Raw genomic sequence first — 17,900 nt, 5'->3', positions numbered from 1 at the left:
TCATTCCGCCAGCTTGGCGTCGAGGATCGCCTTCATGTCGTCATAGGACATGTTGGAATGCTTTTCGCCATTGATGATGAAGGTGGGGGTGCCTTCCACGCCGTCGGCCTGCATGTTGGTTTCGAAATGGGCGACCATGGCTTCGGCCTTGGCGCCGTCCTTCAGGCAGGCGTCGAGGGTGGCGTCGTCGAGGCCGGCGGCTTTGCCGATGGTGCGCAGGTTGCCGACCACAACATTTGGGTCGTCCGAGGCGGCCCACTCCTTCTGCTGGTCGAAAAGCATGTCCACGATGCCGAAATAGCGCATCTCGCCGCCGCAGCGGGCGACCATCGCGGCCCAGAGACCGTAGCGGTCGAAATAGACTTCGCGATAGGTGAAGTGGACCTTGCCCGTGTCGATGTAGTCGGACTTGAGTTGCGGCCAGACGGTGGAGTGGAAGGTTGCGCAATGCGGGCAGGTGAAGGAGGCATACTCAGTGATCTTCACCGGGGCATCGGCGGAACCCATTGAAAAATCGGTGATTTCCACGGCGGGCGCATCCGTCGCGGCGGCCTCTTGCGCGTTGGCCGAAAGCGGCAGGAGCGCGGCAAGCGTAAGCGCGGCGGCGGTGGCGAGGGTCTTCAGCATGAGGTCTGCCTTTTCAGTTTCTGCGGCGAGTTAAGATGTTTTGGGCCAGCGCTTCAAGGGCGGCCCGAAGATCGGGATCTGCGACGGGGGCGGCGGTTTCCTTCGCCTTTTCGACAATTTCGGGTGCAGCAGCCTGTGCCGCATTCTGTGCAGCATTCTGTGGCCACAGAAATGCAGCCTGACCCTCCGAGAAGCCGGTTGCGGCGGTCTGGGTCAGCGAAACGCGCGAGATGGCGGCATAGCCATAGACAGCGTTCACCTTCTCGATGATCCGGGGCAGTTGCATCTGGACCATGGGCGCGTGGGCCGAGGCGACGAGCAGGGTCAGCGTCGCGCCCAGACCTTCGCGGCCATAACCGATCTTGACCGGGCGGGTCATGCGGGCGAGGTCTTCGCCCACCACCTCGGGCCAGTGGGTCAGAAGGCGGGCGACGGCGAAGCCGCGGCTTTCGCTGGCCTGGCGGATCGGATCGCGCAGGAAGCCCGACGCCGCCTCGAACCCGCGCATGCGGCGGGTCGGATCGGGAGGGGGGAGGGGCTTGCGCGACATCTGATCCTTCCGGGTGGCCCTTCGGGCCGTGACCGCTATTCTAGCGGGGTGGTGCCGCGGTGGAAATGCGGGCGCGGACACGGGTTCGGGAAAAGGCGTAAAGAATGCGTGACGGGGATGCGAGCGGTTTCTCGGCCGTGTTGCTGGACTGGTATGACCGGCACGCGCGGGCGATGCCCTGGCGGGTGCCGCCGGAGGAAAAGAAGGCGGGGGTGAAGCCCGACCCTTACCGCGTCTGGCTGTCAGAGGTGATGCTGCAACAGACGACGGTGGCGGCGGTGCGGGACTATTTCCGCCGATTCACCGACCGTTGGCCGACCGTGGGCGATCTGGCGGCGGCGGCGGATTCCGAGGTGATGGGGGAATGGGCGGGTCTTGGCTATTACGCAAGGGCGCGGAACCTGCTGGCCTGCGCGCGGGCGGTGGTCCGGGATCATGGCGGGGTATTCCCGGTGACGCGCGAGGGGTTGCTGACGCTTCCAGGGATCGGTCCCTATACGGCATCCGCCATCGCGGCCATTGCGCATGACGAGGCGGCGACCGTGGTGGATGGGAATGTGGAGCGGGTGATGGCCCGGCTATGGCTGGTGGAAGAGCCGCTGCCTGGGGCAAAAGCGGCTCTGACACGGCTTGCCGAGCGTCTGACGCCGGTGAACCGGCCCGGCGATTATGCGCAGGCGGTGATGGATCTGGGGGCCACGATCTGCACGCCGCGCAACCCGGCCTGCGGAATCTGCCCCTGGCGCGACCCGTGCCGGGCGCGGGCCGAAGGGGTGCAGGCGGGATTGCCGCGCAAGACCGAGAAGGCGGCAAAGCCGGTGCGGCAGGGGGTGATCTGGATCGCGCGACGGCGGGATGGCGCCTGGCTGGTGGAGCGGCGGGCCGAGCGGGGCCTTCTGGGCGGGATGCTGGGCTTTCCGGGTTCGGATTGGGATGGTGGCGGCGGGGAGGAGCCCGTGGCGGCCGATTGGCAGGAGCTGGGCGAGGTGCGCCATACCTTCACGCATTTTCACCTGATCCTGCGTTGCCGGGTGGCCCGGGTGGAGATGGGGGCCGAACCGTCGCGCGGGCAGTTCCTGCCGGTGGCGGAATTCCGCCCTTCGGACCTGCCGACCGTGATGCGGAAGGCCTTTGACCTTACGAAAAACGCGTTCTCGCCGTCTTGAGTGGGGCCGGGGGGCGGCTATTCTGCCATGCGTCCCCGTAATTGGTGTTTATGTCATGATCCCTGCTGTCGAAATCGCCAGACTTTCACATGCCCTGCCGTTCTGGATGTCGCTGGCGCTGGTGCCGCTGGCGGTTCTGGGGGCGTTGTGGGGAAGCTGGGCCTTGCTGGTTCTGCCTGCTTCCACATGGTGGCTGTTCACCCTGCTGGATCGGCTGACGGGGAAGGAGGAGGAGAACCCCGATCCGACCACGCCCGAGGCGGCGCTGGGCTGGTACAGGCTGATCACGCTGATCTGGTTTCCGGTGCAGTTCGGGCTGCTGGTCTGGCTGCTGTGGTATGTGCCGGGAGCGGCGCATCTGGGGCCATGGGAGAAGGTGGGGGCCTTCTTCGGGATGGGGGTGGTTTCGGGGACCATCGGCATCAACTATGCCCATGAGTTGATGCATCAGAAATCACGGCTGGAGCGGTGGCTGGCCGACCTGCTTTTGGCGACCGTTCTGTATAGCCATTTCCGTTCGGAACATCTGCGGGTGCATCACATCTGGGTGGGAACGCCGCGCGATCCGGTGACGGCGCGATACAATGAGGGGTTCCACCGGTTCTTTCCCCGCGTTCTGGTGCAATGCCGCCGGTCGGCCTGGGCGGCGGAAGTGGCGATGCTGGCGCGGAAGGGTTTGCCCTGGTGGAACAGGGCCAATCCCTATTGGCGCTATTGGGCCTTGCAGGGGGCGATGGTGGCGCTGGCGCTTGCGCTGGGCGGTTGGGTCGGGCTGGGCCTGTTCGCGGTGCAGGCCTTTACGGCGGTGTGGCAGCTTGAGCTGGTGAATTACATCGAACATTACGGGCTGACGCGGCGGCATCTGGGGAATGGGCGCTATGAGCATGTGCTGCCGCGGCATTCCTGGAATGCGAGCTACAAGGCATCGAACTGGCTGCTGATCAACCTTCAGCGGCATTCGGATCACCATTACAAGCCGGACCGGCGGTTCCCGCTGTTGCAGACCTATGGCGACGATGAGGCGCCGCAACTGCCTTTGGGCTATCCGGTGATGACCATTGCGGCGATGATCCCGCCCCTTTGGAAGTGGATCATGAATCCGCGCGTGAAGGCCTGGCGGAAGCAGTTCTACCCGGATGTGAAGAATTGGAAGCCCTATAACAAGGGGCTGACCCCGCTGCCCGGAGGCGATCAGGCGGGGGCGTGACCGCGCAGGAAGAGGCGCACGGCGCGGGCGACATGGCTGCGGATATCGGCATCGCTGTGGTCGCAGCCGCCGCAGAAGCGGCGTTCCATCGCATCGAAGCCGAGCCAGAGGGCAAGCAGGTCTTCGGCGGCGTAATCGGGACTGTCCACCGCGATCTGGCCTTCGGTCTGGGCGTGGGCGATCATGGCGGAGAGGAGCTTGCGCACCTGGCCGGGGCCGGCATCGAAGAAGCGGCGGCCGAGGGTGGGGTTGCGCTGCGCCTCCAGGCTTACGGCGCGGTCGAGGGCGAGGTGGCAGGGCTGGGTGAGCATGGCGATGAGGGCCATGCCGAAACCGGTAAGCCGTTCCTCCAGCGTGCCGTCGGCGGGGATGGTGCTGGCGAGGGTATCGCGCAGGCGTTCGGTTTCGCGGGCGACGATGGAATCGAAGATCGTCGCCTTGTCGCCGAAATGGCCATAGACCGTGACCTTGGACACGCCGGAGCGGGCGGCGATCGCCTCGATCGGGACGCCGTCGATGCCGCGTTCGGCGAAAAGGGACTGGGCGGCGTCGAGGATGGCCTCGCGCTTTTCCAGGTCCTTGGGGCGGCCGGGTGAGCGGAGGGCCATCACTTCCATCTCGCAGGGGGAAACCAACGGGGTGGAAGCTACGCGCGGATCGGATTCGGGGCAAGGCATGGGCGACTCCTATGGAATGCGGCCAGCCGCTTGTGGACGGCTGGCCGCGGGGACCCTGGTCAGGGGCGGGGATCAATCGTCATGCGGTTGCAGGGCGATGAGTTCTGCCAGGGTGTACTGGGCGGGATCGACGCCGATGGCGGCGGCAAGCTGCGCCTCTCCGGGGGTGACGACTTCGGCGGGGTTGCCCTCGCGGCGGTTGTCACCCGAAAGGATGAAGCGGGCTTCGGTCGTGTCGCCTTCTTCCTGCGCGATGATCAGGCGCTGGAGTTCGTTGGCGCTGTAGTTGCCGTCCGTGACGCCGGCCGCTGCGGCAAGCTGGGCGTTGCCCGGGACTTCCGTGGTGCGGTTGGCGCCGGAGAGGAAGAAGTTCAGGCGGGTGGTTTCGCCATTCTCGCGGGCCGCGATGATGTTGATCAGCTCGGCGCGGGAGAATTTGCCCGGCTCGACCCCGGCGCTGAGGGCGAGTTGCACATCGCCGGCGTTCAAGCCCGGCTGCGGGCTGGCGGCAGTGGCGGCACCCGTCAGGGCGGCGAGGATCAGGGCGGAAGCGGTGAGATTACGGAACATGGTGTTTCCCTTTCATGTTTGGGAGGTGTCGGCATGCATCCTCCGGCCCGTGCAGGACTGCCCGGCAAACGGTTCGGCGATGCGGTGGGTTTTCAGTTCGAAGGGGCGCAGAGGCCCCGGTTCAGGGAGCAAGGGGGAGGGAGGGGGTCAGCACATCTTGGGTTCCTGCGGCTTTCTTCGCGGTTTGTCTTTCGATGACCCATAGATATACTGAACGACGGCGTATGCAATATAGAAAATGAACGATAGCGTTCATTAAATTCACGTGATCTGTGCGCGAAAGGGTCTTGACGCGGAAGAGATCGCTTCCCACGCGCGGGGGAATAGCTTGAAAAGCCTTGTATAAATCGGTTTCCGGAAGGTTAGGCGCGCGGTCGCAAAGCGAAAAGGCCCCGCCACGGACAAGCGTGGCGGGGCAGTGGCGCCGCGGGCGGACCACGGCGCAGGCGTAACTGTCGAGGGGTGTCAGGTCAGTTCGGGCGAGTCTGGTCGCTGTCCATCTCGGCGCGAATCTGCTGGCGCAGGATGTCGATGGGGATCATCTTGCCGTCCCGCTTGAAGTGCCAGTAGGTCCAGCCGTTGCAGGAGGGGGCGCCTTCGTAATGCGCGCCGACCTGGTGGATGGAGCCCTTGATGTCATTCCCGATCAAGGTGCCATCAGCGCGGACCTTGGCCTTGAAGCGGTTGCCGATGGAGAAAAGCTCCTCCCCCGGGCGAAGCATGCCGCGTTCGACGACCTGTCCGAAGGGAACGCGCGGTTCGGCGCGTTTGGAGCCGGTGATTTCAAGCGCGGAGGCATCGAACTTGCGGATGCGGGCGATGCGGTCGGCGGCGGCCTTGCGATAGGCCTCTTCCCGTTCGATGCCGATGAAATCGCGGCCGAGCATCTTGGCCACGGCCCCGGTGGTGCCGGTGCCGAAGAAGGGGTCAAGGACCACGTCGCCGGGATTGGTGGTGGCGATCAGGATGCGGTGGAGCAGCGCCTCGGGCTTTTGCGTGGGATGGGCCTTGTCGCCGTTTTCATCCTTGAGCCGTTCATGCCCGGTGCAAAGCGGGATGACCCAGTCGGAGCGCATCTGCACGCCTTCGTTCAGCGCCTTCAGCGCCTCGTAGTTGAAGGTGTATTTGGCGGCTTCGTCCCGGCTGGCCCAGATCAGGGTTTCATGGGCATTGGTCAGCCGCTTGCCCTTGAAGTTGGGCATGGGGTTCGACTTGCGCCAGATGACATCGTTCAGCATCCAGAAGCCTGCATCCTGCAAGGCAGCTCCGACGCGGAAGATGTTGTGATAGCTGCCAATTACCCAGATCGCGCCATTGGGCTTCAACAGACGCCGCGCGGCCTTGAGCCAATCGCGGGTGAACTGGTCATAGGCGGCGAAGCTGCTGAACTGATCCCAATGGTCATCGACGGCATCGACCTTGGAATTGTCGGGGCGGTGAAGATCGCCCTTGAGTTGGAGATTGTAGGGGGGATCGGCGAAGATCAGGTCGATGGAGCCTGCGGGCAGGCTGTTCATCAGTTCGATGCAGTCACCAGCAAGGATCTGGTTGAGGGGCAACGGGGCCGCCTCTGCCTTGGTCTTGTTCGTCATGTCTGCCTCTGTCGTCGGCCCGTTTTGGTGCCGTTCTTGTTGCCGACAAAGATGAGTCAGAGGCGATTCGCCGTCAAATTCTTTTTTGAATCAAGGGGTTATAGAATGTTCTTGATACAAGATATTGTGGACGGGCTTGAACGAACGCCTATGGTGTGGGGTGATTCCAAAATCTAGAAGCGCCCGAAGATGGGCGGGAGTCGGGTAACCTGCGTTAACATCCCAGCCGTAGCCGGGGAATTGTTGCGCCAAATCCACCATGATCCGGTCGCGTGTGACCTTGGCCACGATGGAGGCGGCGGCGATGGAGAGGCTGCGGGCATCGCCTTTCACCACCGCTTCGGCACTGCAACCGATGCCTTTCGGGATCATGTTGCCGTCGATGAGAGCATGGTCGGGAAAGGTTGCCAGACCCTTTACCGCCCGTTCCATCGCCAGATGGCTGGCGCGGAGGATGTTGAGTTCGTCGATCTCGGCCACTGTGGCATGGGCGATGGAGACATCGGCGCTGGCGAGGATGAGGGCGCAGAGGGCGTTGCGCCGCGCCTCGGTCAGCGCCTTTGAATCGTTCAGGCCATCGGGGATGCGGGCCGGGTCAAGGCGGACGGCGGCGGCAGTGACAGGGCCGGCGAGGGGGCCGCGGCCCACCTCATCCACCCCCACCACGCAGGAATGGCCGCGGGCAAGGGCGGCGGATTCAAAGCTGAAATCGGGGCGGGGTTTCGGTGGCATCCTGCGGAGGTAGCGGATGCAGGGCCTTGGGGAAAGGGTGGAAAAGGGTGGGGGTGGGGGCTGCTCACCCCCCCACCCCCGAAGGCGGGCGCGGGTCCGGCAAGGATGACCCGCGCCCTTGTGGCAACCCGGCGATCAGTACCGGGCGCCGCCTACCCGGAAGCCTGCCTCGCGCAGGCATTGATCCGAGTAGATGCGGTCGCGCTGCCCGTAGATGCGCGCCGTGCGGGCGCAGTACTCCGGCAGGCGGAAGTTGAAACCCTGCTGGCGCAGGCAGTTTTCGCCAAAGACGGTGGCGGTGCCGGAATTGCCGCTGATCTCGATGGCGCAGACGGACGGCACGCGGGGATGGCGCACCGGTTGGGGCTTGTAGATCGGGGGCGGGTCTTGCGGGGCGTAGTGCTGCTGATGCCCGCGGTTGCGGTTCGTCTGGCTGGCGATGATGCCCACAATCGCAAGCGCGGCCAGTGCCTTGGCCAGATCGTCATTGTCGGCGCGGGCCGGGACGGAGGTGCCCGCGAGCAGGCCCAGTGCGGTGGCGGCGGCGGCCACGATGGCGACGAGGCGGCGGCTGATGCTGCGGTTGTCCAGCCCGCTGGGGCGGGGCAGGCTGGCGCTGACATGCACGGTTTCCGCAAGGGTTGGGCTGATGTCTTCGGGGCGGGTCATCTTGGCCTCCGTTTGTGATGGGGTGGATCGCGGTGGGGTGGCGATCCCGGATGAGGCAAGGCTGGGCCGGGTGGGGCCGGACAGGCAATAACGCCGGATTGATATCGGATAGCGGCGGCATAAACCCTGCCGCATGGGCTATGTCATTGCCTAGCGGGCGGGCTGCGGGCAGAGTGCGGGGCAATGACGGAGGTCGATCCGATGATGCGCCTTTTCCTTGCCGTGGCGGTGCTGCTGACCCTTGGGCAGCAGGCTTCTGCCGAATGCTATGCCGATTACAAGGCAAAGCAGGACGATCCCTTGCGCCTGCATTATGGGGTGGCGCAGGTCAGTGACGGGGCCTGCGGGGCCGGGCCCGGCGCGGCGGAGGGGGAGCTTGCCCCGCGTCTGGCGTCGGCGGGATGGACCCTGTTGAACGTGCTGTCGGTGTTCGGCCCGGAGGGGCTTGGGGAAAGGAAATCGAGTGCAGGAGACTACTTCCTCCGCTTCTGAGAGCCTGAAGGCGGGGAACCGCGTCGTTGCCGGGGGGATCGTGGCGATCGTCCTGATCCTGCTGGGCGCGGCGGTGTTCCTGTTCCTGAACCTGCCGGATGCCAATGCGTTCAATGCCAAGGTGGAGCGGTTGTTCGTCGAGAATGACGACCTGACCAGTTTCGCCGATATCAAGCTGTTGGAAATCCTTGCACAATCGGGGACGGCCTTTTCCGAGGTTCTGGCCAGCTATCGGATGGTGATCTTTGTCCTGCTGGTGTTTTCCACGGCGCTTCTGCTGGCGGCGCTGGTGTTTCTGGTGACGATCATCGCGCTGAACCGGCGCATCTCGGCGATCCAGCGGTCGGGGATCCAGGTGGCGAGCCTGTTGATCAGCCGCGAGGGGCGGGCGGTCTATATCAATGACATGGAGTTCCAGTTGACCGAAGCGGCGCTGGAAACGCTGGCCGTGCTGGCCGAGGCGCGGATGGATGACGAGGTGCTGACGGGGGCGCAGATCGAGGCGGTGATTTCCGGGCGGAGCGAGGCGGATTGCGACGAGGCGGCGGGGGCGACGCGGGTGAAGCGGCTGCGCGATGCGCTGGGCAATCAGTTGGTGAGCGAGTTGCTGGTGAAGACCATTGCGCGGCGGGGCTATGTGCTGGCGGTGGGGAAGGATGCGATCCGGATGGTCTAAGGGCCTGAGGACGCTGTGGTAATTCGCTGAATTCGTCGAAACCGGCTGTGCCGGATGTTGTGCCGCATTCTGTGCAGCAAACTGTGGCCACGCGCGGTGGGGAAAGCGGGCTTTAAGGATTTGGCGAATCGCTTGGTGGCTGGCCCCCGGGGCGCTGCCCCGGACCCCGGAGTATTTCTGGCCAAGATGAAGGGGCGGGGCGCGATCAGAGGAAGCCGATCCAGCGACCCGCGAGCAGGACGCCGAGCCAGAGCAGCGCCGACAGCATCGCCATGAGGCGCAGCGCGGGCGGGGAGGAAGCCCCCGACAGCACCTGCGCCCATGCCTGGCCGCGGGTGACGAGGGTGGCGTTCAGCAGGGCGGCGGCGAAGAGGGCGAGCTTGATCCGGAAGGCGGGGTTGGTGGCGTATTCGGTCGGGTTGGTGGTGAAGAGGGCGAGGCCCGTGAGGGTGGCGAGGGTCAGGCCCAGAAGCGCCGTGCCGCGCAGGAGGGGGGCGATCACCGGCAGCGGCGTGCGGGGGAAGGCCCCGGCGAGGCGCAGGTCGAGGGGGAGGATGGATCCGATCAGCAGCGCCAGCCCGAGGATATGGGTGGCATTGACCAGAAGATAGGCCGTCCCCGACCCGCGCAGCAGGGTTGCGAGGGGCAGGGTTTCGATGGCCTCAAGCATCAGGCGTCGATGCGTTCGGGATAGAAGTCGTAATTGACGCCGTTCAGCGTGATGCGGACGGCCTTCATCACGGCGGTTCCATCCAGTGCGCGGTTGCCGAGGATGGTGACGGTATCGCCCGGCTTGGCCGTGCCATCGACAAAGCCCGCGCCTTCGGTGCGGCGGGGATTGCCAAGCTCGATCGTCCATTCGCGGCCTTCGGCATCGGTCACGGTGAGTTCGGGATGCGGCGGGGCGAGGGAGATGGCGGTGATGGTGGCCTCAAGGACGGTTTCCTCGGCCTCGGCCCAGTTCCAGCCGTGATGGGCGAGGGTCGGGGTGGCCAGGGTGACGGAGGCGCCGGCAAGGGCGGAGGCGAGCAGGAGGACGCGGAAGGGGGCGGGTTTCTTCATTCTTGTCACCTCATCTATGCGTGTCAGGTGGCAGCTAGGGTCGGCCGTGGGGGGCGCCAAGGGCGATCACCGGATGGTGAGGGGGCAGGGATGGGCGACGGTGGCGCCCCTGCCGCCGGGCGCCCCTGTGATGGGCCTGTCATGGGCGTGTCATGCGGGGGCCTTACGGGGCTTGCGCGGGGGGGGGTATGCCCCTAAATACCCCCGCTCTTGTTTCCCTTTGGCCCCGGGGGGTTTCGGATGATCCAGACACCGTTCTATCTGATCGACCGCGCGAAACTGGCGCGGAACATGGCCGTGATGGATGAGTTGCGGCAGGGGTCGGGGGCGAAGGTGCTGCTGGCGCTGAAATGCTTTGCCACCTGGCCGGTGTTCGACCAGATGCGCGAGCATATGGATGGGACGACGTCTTCGTCTCTGTATGAATTGCGGCTGGGGCGCGAGAAGTTCGGCAAGGAGACCCATGCCTATTCGGTGGCCTGGCCGGAGCATGAGATTGCGGAAGCCGTGGGCTATGCCGACAAGATCATCTTCAATTCGGTGGGGCAGTTGGAGCGGTTCGACAACCAGTCGGCCAGCATTGCGCGCGGGCTGCGGCTGAACCCGCGGTTTTCCACCAGCGGCTTTGACCTTGCCGATCCGGCGCGGCCTTTCTCGCGCCTCGGCGAGTGGGATGCCAGGAAGATCGAGCGGGTGATGGACCGGGTTTCGGGCTTCATGATCCATTACAATTGCGAGAATGCGGATTTCGACCTGTTCGACCGGCAGTTGACCCGGATCGAGGAAGAGTTCGGCGGCCTGTTGGCGCGGCTGAAATGGGTGAGCCTTGGTGGCGGCATCCATTTCACGGGCGAGGGCTATCCGGTGGCGAAGCTGGCGGCGCGGTTGAAGGCCTTTTCCGAAAGGTTCGGGGTGCAGGTCTATCTGGAACCGGGCGAGGCGGCGATCACGGGGGCTGCGTCACTGGAGGTGACGGTGCTGGACATCCTGAACAACGGGAAGGATCTGGCGATCGTGGACAGTTCGGTTGAGGCGCATATGCTCGACCTGCTGATCTATCGCATTTCGGGGAAGATGGAGGTCGAGGGCGACCACCCTTACATGATCTGCGGGAAGTCCTGTCTGGCCGGGGATGTGTTCGGCGAGTTCAATTTCCCTGCGCCGTTGAATGTGGGCGACCGGCTGAGCATCGCGGATGCGGCGGGTTACACGATGGTCAAGAAGAACTGGTTCAACGGGGTGAAGATGCCGAGCATCGTCATCAAGGAGTTGGACGGGTCGATGACCGTGGCGCGCGAGTTCGGCTATGCCGATTTTGCCGGGAATCTTGGCTGAATTTGCCGGTCTGTCCGGCCCTTCCTCAAGGGGGTGCTTTCCATGAAACGCAACGTGTTGATCATCGGCGCTGGCGGCGTGGCGCAGGTCGTGGCGCATAAATGCGCGCAGGCGAATGACCGGCTGGGCGATCTGCATATCGCGTCGCGGCGGGTGGCGAAATGCGAGGCGATCATCGCATCGGTCCATGCGAAGGGCGCGATGAAGGTGCCCGGCGTCTTTGCCGCCCATGCGGTGGATGCGATGGATACGGCCGCCGTGGCGGCGCTGATCCGCAAGCTGGGGGTGGAGATCGTCATCAATGTGGGATCGGCCTTCGTGAACATGCCGGTTCTGGAGGCCTGCATCGAGACGGGCGTGGCCTATATGGACACGGCGATTCACGAGGATTCGGCCAAGATCTGCGAGACGCCGCCGTGGTATGGGAATTACGAGTGGAAGCGGCGTGAGCGGTGCAAGGCGGCGGGGGTGACGGCCATCCTTGGCGTGGGCTTTGATCCGGGTGTGGTGAATGCCTGGGCGCGGGTGGCGGAGGATCAGTTCCTGGACGAGATCACGTCGATTGATATCGTCGATATCAATGCAGGGTCGCATGGGAAGTATTTCGCGACGAACTTTGACCCCGAGATCAATTTCCGCGAGTTCACCGGGACGGTCTATAGCTGGCAAGGCGGTGCCTGGCAGTCGAACAGCATGTTCGAGGTGGGCAAGGTCTGGGACATGCCGGTTGTGGGGGCGCAGAAGGCCTATCTTACGGGCCATGACGAGGTGCATTCCCTGTCGGCGCGCTATCCGGGGGCGGATGTGCGGTTCTGGATGGGGTTCGGGGATCACTACATCAACGTTTTCACCGTGCTGAAGAACCTTGGGCTTTTGTCGGAGAAGCCGGTGAAGACGGCGGAGGGGCTTGAGGTCGTGCCGTTGAAGGTGGTGAAGGCGGTGCTGCCTGACCCGGCCTCGCTGGCGCCGGGGTATACGGGGAAGACCTGCATCGCGACGATTGCGCGGGGGGTGAAGGATGGCAAGCCTGCGGAGGTGATGCTGTATAACGTGGCGGATCATGCCGAGGCCTTTGCCGAGGTCGGGTCGCAGGGGATTTCCTATACGGCCGGGGTGCCGCCTGTTGCCGCCGCGTTGCTGGTGGCGGAGGGGACCTGGGATGTGGGGACGATGGTGAATGTCGAGGAGCTGGATCCGAAGCCCTTCATGAACCTGTTGAACGGGATGGGGTTGCCGAACCGGGTGAAGGATGCGGCCGGGGATCGGGAATTGGCGTTTTGATTTGAGGGGTTTGGCGGGGAGACCCCCGCCCTACGGTGGAGGGCGCGCCTGTGGGTGCGCCCTTTTGCTTTGGTGGGTGGCGGTGGGCCTCTTTGAGGCGGGGTGAGGCCCTTTTAGGCGGGGTGAACCCCTTCGAGGCGGGGTGAACCCCTTTAAGGCGGGGTTAACCCCGCCCTACGGGGCGAGGTCGAGGTGGAGGGGGAAATGGTCGGAGGCGGGGGTGGTGGTGTCGGTCCAGACCCTGGTGACCAGCGGGGCGAGGTCGGGGGTCAGGAAGATGTGGTCAAGCTGGCGGAGCCGGGTTTCGCCTGCGATCTGCTTGACATGGGTGTGCAGGCCCTTGCCTGCGGCGGGGTCGATCAGGCCGTCGGCGTAGCGGGCGCCGGGGTGGTAGGGGGTTTGGCCGAGAAGGGCGCGGTATTCGGCGCTGCCGGGTTCCATGTTGAAGTCGCCGGCCCAGATGGCGCGGGCGGGGTTGGGGGGTTCGGGTTCGGATTCGGTCCAGTTGCGGGCGGGTTCGTCGTCGGTTCCGCTCCACGGTCCGCCTTCGGCGGCGGGGTTGGCGAGCATGCCTTGCAGGAAGGCGATCTGGGCGAGGCGTTCTTCGACGCCGACATGGGCGAGGTGGAGGTTCACCAGCTTGATCGGGCCGGAGGGGTGGGCGATGACGGCCTCGAGCGCGGCGGTCTGGGTGTTGATCGGGTCCAGCATCCGGCGTTTGGGCAGGGGCCAGGTGCGGGACCAGAGGATCGGCCAGCGGGAGAGGATGAGGGGGCCGAACTGGCGGCGTTTCACCTTTTCGCCGGGGAGGGCCATGTCGAAGGCGGGGGCGTAGGCGATGTGATGGTCGGGCAGGAGTTCGGCGAGGATCGCGGGCTGGTCGTCCTGCCGGGTGCGGGACCAGTGGCGGTCAACCTCCTGTAGGGCGATGAGGTCGCGGTCGCGGATCGTGTCGGCGATGCGGGGGAGGCTGTAGAGGCCGTCCGCGCCGAAGCCGTATTGGATGTTGTAGGTGGTGAGTTTCATGGGCCGAGGCTAGCCGCGGCGGGCGCTTTCCACCAGAGCGTCGAAGCGGGCCTTTCTTGGCGCGAGCCGTCGGGCGAGCGCAGGGTCGGGGTCGATGGTGGCCCGCATGGGCAGGGGTGCGGAGAGGACATCGGTGGAGGCCCCGGCCGCGACGGCGGCGAGGCGGGCGGCGCCAGCGGGACCGCCGATATCGCCACGGGCGGGAAGGGCTATGGGTTCGCCGATGGCGGTGGCGAGCAACGTCGTCCACAGGGCGGAACGGGTGCCGCCGCCGACGGCGACGAAGCGTTCGGGACGGGCGCCGACCTCGCGCTGGGCGGTGACGCAGTCGGCCATCTGGAAGGCGACGCCTTCCATCGTGGCATAGCCTATCATGGCGCGGTCCACGCCGGGATGCAGGCCTTCGATCCGGCCTGTTGCCTGCGGGCGGTTGGCGGGGGTGCGGATGCCGGTGAGGCAGGGGAGGAAGACGGGCGACTCGGCCAGTTTTTGCAGGGGCATCGCCTCGGCCTCGCCTGCCAGCGTGGCGGCGGTGGTGCCGGAGAGGCGGGCTGTCCAGTCGAGCGCGGCGGTGGCGGACATGACGACGCCCATGGAGAGGAACGTGTCGGGCGCGGCATGGGCGGAGGTGAGGATGGCGCGCTGCGGGCCGGGGTGGAAGGTGGCGTCCACGATGCAGGCCACGCCGGAGGTGCCGATGGTGAGGACGGCATCGCCGGGGCGGGCGGCGCCTGCGCCGAGGGTGGAGGCCATGTTGTCGCCCGCGCCTGCGGCGACGGGGATGCCGGGCTTCATGCCCCAGCGGCTGGCGAGGGCGGGGCGGAGGCCGCCTGCGGCCTGCCATGCCTGGGCGATGGGGGGCAGGTGGTCGGGGTTCCAGCCTGCAAGTTCGCAGAGTTGGGTATCCCATTCACCCGTGCGGCAGTCCATCAGTTGGGTGCCCCCTGCATCGGTGGGTTCGGAGGCGACCTCGCCGGTCAGGGCGAGGCGGACATAATCCTTGGTCAGCAGCAGCATCCGCGCATCGCGCATGATGTGCGGTTCGTGTTTCGCAAGCCAGAGCAGTTTCGGCGCGGTGATGCCGGGGTCGGGCGTGCCGTTGGTGCGGCTTCCGATATCGGGGCAGCGTTGCAGCAGTTCGGCGCATTCGGCGATGCTGCGCTGGTCGTTCCAGAGGATCGCGGGGCGCAGGGGTTTCAGCGCCTTGTCGAGCAGCAGGGCGCAGAGCATCTGGCCGGAAAGGCCGATCGCGGAAACGGCGGCCATTTCCCTTGGTGCCGTGGCGGCGAGGCGGTCGAGGCAGGACCAGACGGCGGCGACCCAATCGTCGGCCTCTTGTTCGGACCAGCCGACCTGCGGGATGGAGACGGCGATGGGCTGGGCGGCATCGGCCAGCACGGTTTCGGCATCCTGAAGGATGACGGCCTTCACGCCGGAGGTGCCGAGGTCGATTCCGATGGTGAGGGTCATGCGGCCACCAAGGCGCGGGCGGTGTTTTCTTCGGTCACGAAGGTATCTATCAGGCCAAGCCCGAGGATGGCGCGGCAGACCGTGATCTTGTGCGCCCCGCCTGCGGCGAGGATCACGTTGGGAATGCGGGCCAGATCGGGGATGCCGATGCCGATGACCTTTTCGTTGATCGGGTGGTCGATGGGTTTGCCCTCTGCATTGATCACCGTGCCGAGGATATCGCCCACGCCTCCGGCGGCGCGGAGTTCCTCGATCGTGGTGCCGTTGGGGAGGGCGTCGCGCATCAGCAGGGAGCGTTTGGAGAGATCGCCCGCCGCCATGGCCAGCGCATCCACGGCGCGGATGCGTTCGAGAACGTCGCGGAACACATCAAGCTGCATGATCGTGTCGCGGCTTTCGGCGCTGCCTGCATAGAGGGGGGCGGTGAAATAGCTGTGCTGCGCGCCCATCAGATCGGCCAGCCTTGTGGTGATTTCGAAACTGTTGAGGTCTGACCCGCGCGTCAGGCCGCCCATAACGGAGATCACTTCGAGATCCGGGCGTTCGAGGGCGGCGAGGAAGCGGGTGGCGATGTTGAGGGTGCCGCCCCAGGACATGCCGAAGCTTTTCACGCCGGGATCGGCGAGGACTTCCGACAGGAGGTTGCCCAGTGCCGCGCCGGTGATCGTCTGGACATCGGATTCTTGCGCGGGGGCGGGGGCGACATAGGCCTGTTTCAGGCCGAACCTTTCGCAGAGCGCCTGTTCCAGGTCGAAGCAGGCGGCATAGGCGGTGTTGAAGGTGATGCGGACAAGGCCCACGCGATGCGCCTCGGACAGGGCCTTGTTGACGCGGAGGCGGGTGGCGCCGAGTTTTTCGGCCACCTTTTCCTGGGTGAGCCCTTCCACGTAATAGGCCCAGGCCACCTGCGCGAGGAAGCGCTGTTCGGTGTCGATCTGGGGCAGTTTCGGGGCGCGGGCCATCCGTTACCTTTGCTTCACCACTACTTGACGGCGCCCATGGTGAGGCCGCGCACCAGATGCTTGGACGCGATCAGGGCGAAGATCAACACGGGGATGACGATCAGGGTCGAGGTGGCCATGATCTTTCCATAGGGCACATCGTAGCCTTCCATGAAGGTGATCGCCATGGCGGGCGCGGTCTTTGCCGCCTTGGGCGCGAGGATGTAGGCGAAGAGCAGTTCGTTCCAGGAGAAGATGAAGGAGAGGATCGAGGAGACGGCCACGCCCGGCATGGCGAGGGGAAGGCAGATGGAGCGGAAGATGCGCCATTTCGAGGCGCCTTCGAGGACCGCTGCCTCGTCCAGTTCGCGGGGGATGGAGCGGAACTGATCGGTGCAGATCCAGATGACGATGGGCAGGGTGAAGGTGAGATACATCAGGATCAGCGCGAGATGGGTGTCGCGGAGGCCAAGCTCGCGGCTGATGAGGAAGACGGGGAAGGCGAGGACGACGGGCGACACGAAGCGGTTGGTGATGAACCAGAACCACAGGTCCTGCTTGCCGCGGAATTCGAAGCGGGCCAGCGCATAGGCGGCGGGCGTGCCGAGGATAACGGCCAGCGCAGTGGTGCAGACGGCCACGATGATGGAGTTGATGAGGGAGACGCCGACGCGATCTTCGAAAAGCACCTCCCAGTAGTTTGCCAGCGTGGGGGTGAAGATCCAGGCGGGCGGGTCCTGGAGGGCCACGACCTGAGTCTTCAGGCTGGTGGTGACCATCCAGTAGAAGGGGAAGATGCAGAAGGCGCAGATCGCGATGAGGAGCAGCCCTTCGGCCCAGAGCGCGCGGCGTTGCAGGGGGGCGGCCATCAGTTCACCTCGCGGTAGAAGAAGCGGATGTAGAGGCGGGCGAGGAAGATGGTGATCGCCAGCATGATGATGGCCTGTGCCGAGGCGAGGCCGATGTCGAATTGCCGGTTGCCGACGCGTTCGATGAGGACGGCGATGAATTCGGTGGCGGAGCCGGGTCCGCCGCGGGTCATGGTGAAGGGCATGTCAAAGAGTTTCAGCGTGTCGGCGGTGCGCAGGATCAGCACGGCAACGAGAGAGGGGATCAGGAAGGGGAGCTGCACGAAACGGAAGACGAGCCATTGCGATTTCGTCTCTAGCTGCGCGGCTTCTTCGATTTCCGGGGGGACGGTGGAGAGGCCGGCCAAGAGGACGAGGGCCACGAAGGGCGTCCATTGCCAGATGTCCCAGATGATGACGGCGATGAAGGCGTTGGTGGGGTCGCCGATGAAGTTGATCGGGTCGATGCCGATCCAGCCGAGCATCTGGTTCACCACGCCGTATTTCTGGTTGAGCATGACCTGGGCGAGGAGGCCGACGACGGCATAGGTCGTGGCCATGGGCAGGACGAGCGAGAGGCGGGTGAGCGTCTTGAAGAGCGTCAGGCCGGGGCGGTGCAGAACGATGGCGATGAGAAGGCCGAGGGCAAGCTGGATCGGGACGGAGATCAGGAAGAGCGTCGCGGTGCGGCCCATCGCCTGCCAGAAGGTGGGATCGGTGAGGACCGTCCAGTAATTCTCCAGACCGACGAATTTCGTCTGCGCCTGTTTGGTGAGGTTGAAGTCATGCAGGCTTTTCCAGACCGCGTAGAGCAGCGGCGCGATGCCCACGAGGAGGAGGGCGGCGACGGCGGGGCCAAGGAAGGCGAAGATCGTCTTCCGGCGCACATGTGCGATCATTCGGTCGGGTCCTTCTGCGAGAAGTCCCCGGCCCGAGAAGGGGCCGGGGACTGGCGCGCTTTGTTGTGCGATGAGGGCGG

Annotated in this window: 20 protein-coding genes; 6 read left to right on the top strand and 14 right to left on the bottom strand. The window is 65.3% G+C overall.

Annotation, left to right across the window (positions count from 1 at the left end):
* Nucleotides 1–627: a DsbA family protein gene (locus C0V75_RS04460; protein ID WP_101919652.1), complete on the bottom strand. Its 627-nt coding sequence runs from the start codon at nucleotides 625–627 to the stop codon at nucleotides 1–3.
* A 13-nt stretch (nucleotides 628–640) separates the two neighbouring features.
* Nucleotides 641–1,177, bottom strand: a complete 537-nt coding sequence (locus C0V75_RS04455) for a DUF721 domain-containing protein (RefSeq protein ID WP_101919651.1) — start codon at nucleotides 1,175–1,177, stop codon at nucleotides 641–643.
* 104 nt (nucleotides 1,178–1,281) lie between these two features.
* Here C0V75_RS04455 and mutY point away from each other — a divergent pair, with 104 nt between their 5' ends.
* Nucleotides 1,282–2,343 (top strand): A/G-specific adenine glycosylase, encoded by a 1,062-nt coding sequence (gene mutY, locus C0V75_RS04450; protein ID WP_101919650.1) that lies wholly within the window; start codon nucleotides 1,282–1,284, stop codon nucleotides 2,341–2,343.
* 55 nt (nucleotides 2,344–2,398) lie between these two features.
* Complete coding sequence (locus tag C0V75_RS04445; protein WP_101919649.1) at nucleotides 2,399–3,550, top strand: alkane 1-monooxygenase; 1,152 nt, start codon at nucleotides 2,399–2,401, stop codon at nucleotides 3,548–3,550.
* Here the strand turns inward: C0V75_RS04445 and C0V75_RS04440 are convergent.
* The 5 genes from C0V75_RS04440 to C0V75_RS04420 form a co-directional block, all read right to left on the bottom strand.
* A complete protein-coding gene (locus C0V75_RS04440) occupies nucleotides 3,535–4,227 on the bottom strand; it encodes a TetR/AcrR family transcriptional regulator (RefSeq protein WP_101919648.1) in 693 nt (230 codons plus the stop codon). The genes C0V75_RS04445 and C0V75_RS04440 overlap by 16 nt on opposite strands.
* 72 nt (nucleotides 4,228–4,299) lie before the next feature.
* Nucleotides 4,300–4,797 carry a hypothetical protein gene (locus tag C0V75_RS04435; protein ID WP_101919647.1) on the bottom strand — a complete coding sequence of 166 codons (498 nt, stop codon included), beginning with the start codon at nucleotides 4,795–4,797 and terminating at the stop codon, nucleotides 4,300–4,302.
* 470 nt (nucleotides 4,798–5,267) lie between these two features.
* A complete protein-coding gene (locus C0V75_RS04430) occupies nucleotides 5,268–6,389 on the bottom strand; it encodes a site-specific DNA-methyltransferase (RefSeq protein ID WP_101919646.1) in 1,122 nt (373 codons plus the stop codon).
* A gap of 90 nt (nucleotides 6,390–6,479) precedes the next feature.
* Nucleotides 6,480–7,121 (bottom strand): ribonuclease HII, encoded by a 642-nt coding sequence (locus C0V75_RS04425; RefSeq protein ID WP_101919645.1) that lies wholly within the window; start codon nucleotides 7,119–7,121, stop codon nucleotides 6,480–6,482.
* 135 nt (nucleotides 7,122–7,256) lie between these two features.
* On the bottom strand, nucleotides 7,257–7,790 hold the full coding sequence (locus tag C0V75_RS04420; RefSeq protein WP_101919644.1) for a hypothetical protein: 534 nt from the start codon (nucleotides 7,788–7,790) through the stop codon (nucleotides 7,257–7,259).
* Between the two features lie 204 nt (nucleotides 7,791–7,994).
* Between C0V75_RS04420 and C0V75_RS04415 the strand changes: the two genes are divergently transcribed.
* Nucleotides 7,995–8,282: a hypothetical protein gene (locus C0V75_RS04415; protein WP_101919916.1), complete on the top strand. Its 288-nt coding sequence runs from the start codon at nucleotides 7,995–7,997 to the stop codon at nucleotides 8,280–8,282.
* On the top strand, nucleotides 8,254–8,958 hold the full coding sequence (locus C0V75_RS04410; RefSeq protein ID WP_101919643.1) for a response regulator transcription factor: 705 nt from the start codon (nucleotides 8,254–8,256) through the stop codon (nucleotides 8,956–8,958). Before C0V75_RS04415 ends, C0V75_RS04410 begins: the two co-directional genes overlap by 29 nt.
* 205 nt (nucleotides 8,959–9,163) lie before the next feature.
* On the opposite strand, the gene C0V75_RS04405 is transcribed toward C0V75_RS04410, so the two are convergent.
* Both C0V75_RS04405 and C0V75_RS04400 read right to left on the bottom strand, forming a co-directional pair.
* Entirely contained in the window at nucleotides 9,164–9,628 is a 465-nt protein-coding gene (locus tag C0V75_RS04405; RefSeq protein WP_101919642.1) for a DUF6644 family protein, read from the bottom strand.
* Nucleotides 9,628–10,020, bottom strand: a complete 393-nt coding sequence (locus tag C0V75_RS04400; RefSeq protein WP_101919641.1) for a DUF6152 family protein — start codon at nucleotides 10,018–10,020, stop codon at nucleotides 9,628–9,630. The genes C0V75_RS04405 and C0V75_RS04400 overlap by 1 nt, the downstream gene beginning before the upstream one ends.
* Nucleotides 10,021–10,260: 240 nt before the next feature.
* Here C0V75_RS04400 and nspC point away from each other — a divergent pair, with 240 nt between their 5' ends.
* Both nspC and C0V75_RS04390 read left to right on the top strand, forming a co-directional pair.
* A complete protein-coding gene (nspC, locus tag C0V75_RS04395; protein ID WP_101919640.1) occupies nucleotides 10,261–11,355 on the top strand; it encodes a carboxynorspermidine decarboxylase in 1,095 nt (364 codons plus the stop codon).
* Between the two features lie 42 nt (nucleotides 11,356–11,397).
* Nucleotides 11,398–12,636 (top strand): saccharopine dehydrogenase family protein, encoded by a 1,239-nt coding sequence (locus tag C0V75_RS04390; RefSeq protein WP_101919639.1) that lies wholly within the window; start codon nucleotides 11,398–11,400, stop codon nucleotides 12,634–12,636.
* 174 nt (nucleotides 12,637–12,810) lie between these two features.
* Here C0V75_RS04390 and C0V75_RS04385 read toward each other — a convergent pair whose 3' ends face one another.
* The 5 genes from C0V75_RS04385 to C0V75_RS04365 are packed head-to-tail and all read right to left on the bottom strand — an operon-like array spanning nucleotide 12,811 to nucleotide 17,820.
* The gene (locus C0V75_RS04385) at nucleotides 12,811–13,662 is read right to left on the bottom strand and encodes an endonuclease/exonuclease/phosphatase family protein (RefSeq protein ID WP_101919638.1); all 852 of its coding nucleotides are present in this window, start codon (nucleotides 13,660–13,662) and stop codon (nucleotides 12,811–12,813) included.
* 9 nt (nucleotides 13,663–13,671) lie between these two features.
* Nucleotides 13,672–15,132, bottom strand: a complete 1,461-nt coding sequence (xylB, locus tag C0V75_RS04380) for a xylulokinase (RefSeq protein ID WP_101919637.1) — start codon at nucleotides 15,130–15,132, stop codon at nucleotides 13,672–13,674.
* The gene (locus C0V75_RS04375; protein ID WP_101919636.1) at nucleotides 15,129–16,094 is read right to left on the bottom strand and encodes a sugar-binding transcriptional regulator; all 966 of its coding nucleotides are present in this window, start codon (nucleotides 16,092–16,094) and stop codon (nucleotides 15,129–15,131) included. The genes xylB and C0V75_RS04375 overlap by 4 nt, the downstream gene beginning before the upstream one ends.
* Nucleotides 16,095–16,114: 20 nt before the next feature.
* Entirely contained in the window at nucleotides 16,115–16,942 is an 828-nt protein-coding gene (locus C0V75_RS04370; protein WP_101919635.1) for a carbohydrate ABC transporter permease, read from the bottom strand.
* Nucleotides 16,942–17,820, bottom strand: coding sequence for a carbohydrate ABC transporter permease (locus C0V75_RS04365; RefSeq protein WP_101919634.1), 879 nt, complete (start codon nucleotides 17,818–17,820; stop codon nucleotides 16,942–16,944). Before C0V75_RS04365 ends, C0V75_RS04370 begins: the two co-directional genes overlap by 1 nt.
* Nucleotides 17,821–17,900 lie beyond the last annotated feature (80 nt).

This window comes from Tabrizicola sp. TH137 (genome assembly GCF_002855575.1).
GTDB lineage: Bacteria > Pseudomonadota > Alphaproteobacteria > Rhodobacterales > Rhodobacteraceae > Paragemmobacter.
The sequence above is the reverse complement of the archived record's forward strand: the minus strand, read 5'-3'. Positions and strand labels throughout refer to the sequence as shown.

Excerpts from the sequence above, each read along its gene's own strand:
- C0V75_RS04400 (WP_101919641.1), bottom strand. The coding sequence starts at position 10,020 with ATGAAGAAACCCGCCCCCTTCCGCGTCCTCCTGCTCGCCTCCGCCCTT.
- C0V75_RS04385 (WP_101919638.1), bottom strand. The coding sequence starts at position 13,662 with ATGAAACTCACCACCTACAACATCCAATACGGCTTCGGCGCGGACGGC.
- C0V75_RS04455 (WP_101919651.1), bottom strand. The coding sequence starts at position 1,177 with ATGTCGCGCAAGCCCCTCCCCCCTCCCGATCCGACCCGCCGCATGCGC.
- nspC (WP_101919640.1), top strand. The coding sequence starts at position 10,261 with ATGATCCAGACACCGTTCTATCTGATCGACCGCGCGAAACTGGCGCGG.
- C0V75_RS04435 (WP_101919647.1), bottom strand. The coding sequence starts at position 4,797 with ATGTTCCGTAATCTCACCGCTTCCGCCCTGATCCTCGCCGCCCTGACG.
- C0V75_RS04390 (WP_101919639.1), top strand. The coding sequence starts at position 11,398 with ATGAAACGCAACGTGTTGATCATCGGCGCTGGCGGCGTGGCGCAGGTC.
- C0V75_RS04445 (WP_101919649.1), top strand. The coding sequence starts at position 2,399 with ATGATCCCTGCTGTCGAAATCGCCAGACTTTCACATGCCCTGCCGTTC.
- C0V75_RS04430 (WP_101919646.1), bottom strand. The coding sequence starts at position 6,389 with ATGACGAACAAGACCAAGGCAGAGGCGGCCCCGTTGCCCCTCAACCAG.
- C0V75_RS04415 (WP_101919916.1), top strand. The coding sequence starts at position 7,995 with ATGCGCCTTTTCCTTGCCGTGGCGGTGCTGCTGACCCTTGGGCAGCAG.
- C0V75_RS04370 (WP_101919635.1), bottom strand. The coding sequence starts at position 16,942 with ATGGCCGCCCCCCTGCAACGCCGCGCGCTCTGGGCCGAAGGGCTGCTC.
- C0V75_RS04425 (WP_101919645.1), bottom strand. The coding sequence starts at position 7,121 with ATGCCACCGAAACCCCGCCCCGATTTCAGCTTTGAATCCGCCGCCCTT.
- C0V75_RS04405 (WP_101919642.1), bottom strand. The coding sequence starts at position 9,628 with ATGCTTGAGGCCATCGAAACCCTGCCCCTCGCAACCCTGCTGCGCGGG.
- mutY (WP_101919650.1), top strand. The coding sequence starts at position 1,282 with ATGCGTGACGGGGATGCGAGCGGTTTCTCGGCCGTGTTGCTGGACTGG.
- C0V75_RS04440 (WP_101919648.1), bottom strand. The coding sequence starts at position 4,227 with ATGCCTTGCCCCGAATCCGATCCGCGCGTAGCTTCCACCCCGTTGGTT.
- C0V75_RS04460 (WP_101919652.1), bottom strand. The coding sequence starts at position 627 with ATGCTGAAGACCCTCGCCACCGCCGCCGCGCTTACGCTTGCCGCGCTC.
- xylB (WP_101919637.1), bottom strand. The coding sequence starts at position 15,132 with ATGACCCTCACCATCGGAATCGACCTCGGCACCTCCGGCGTGAAGGCC.
- C0V75_RS04375 (WP_101919636.1), bottom strand. The coding sequence starts at position 16,094 with ATGGCCCGCGCCCCGAAACTGCCCCAGATCGACACCGAACAGCGCTTC.
- C0V75_RS04420 (WP_101919644.1), bottom strand. The coding sequence starts at position 7,790 with ATGACCCGCCCCGAAGACATCAGCCCAACCCTTGCGGAAACCGTGCAT.
- C0V75_RS04365 (WP_101919634.1), bottom strand. The coding sequence starts at position 17,820 with ATGATCGCACATGTGCGCCGGAAGACGATCTTCGCCTTCCTTGGCCCC.